The following is a 538-nucleotide window of genomic DNA, read 5'->3' on the forward strand; positions in this document are numbered from 1 at the left end:
GGTGAATTAACACTCCAAGTGCAACACCCCTGAAGTTTGTTGTAGTCGTTGTTCCGGGGTCTGGAAGCCATAGCGTTTCCTCGGTCGTTGGTTGAGTTTAGCGACAACGGTGTTGCAGTCGGCTTGGCGGATCCTGGCCAAGCTTTTTCCTTTCGGGAAGTACTGCCGCAATAGGCCGTTGAAGTTCTCATTGCTGCCACGCTCCCAGGGGTGATGCGGGTAGGCGAAGTAGCAGCGGATGCCTGCGGCGTTTTCCAAGGCGCGATAGCCATGGAACTCTGTGCCGTTGTCCCAGGTGATCGTAGTGAAGGGCAGTCCGCTGGTTTGGATAGCGTGGAGTGCGGCACGATTGACCGCGCGTACCGTGCGGTGTGGCAGCTTCATCACCAGCGCCAACCCCGTGCTGCGTTCGACCAGGGTCAACAGGCAGTCACGCTCACCCGCAGCGCCCATCACAGTGTCGCCTTCCCAATGTCCGACTTCCTGTCGCTGTTCGACCGCTTCAGGGCGACTGTCGATCATGGGCTTGTTGGCCAGT

The 538-nt window shown here is 58.7% G+C and carries 1 protein-coding gene; it reads right to left on the bottom strand.

The window, feature by feature from the left end:
• Positions 1–6: 6 nt before the first annotated feature.
• Positions 7–538: IS30 family transposase (locus ACW5DW_RS17120; RefSeq protein WP_457020507.1), on the bottom strand; the 532-nt coding region annotated here is incomplete at its 5' end.

This window comes from Luteimonas sp. A482, assembly GCF_054072655.1.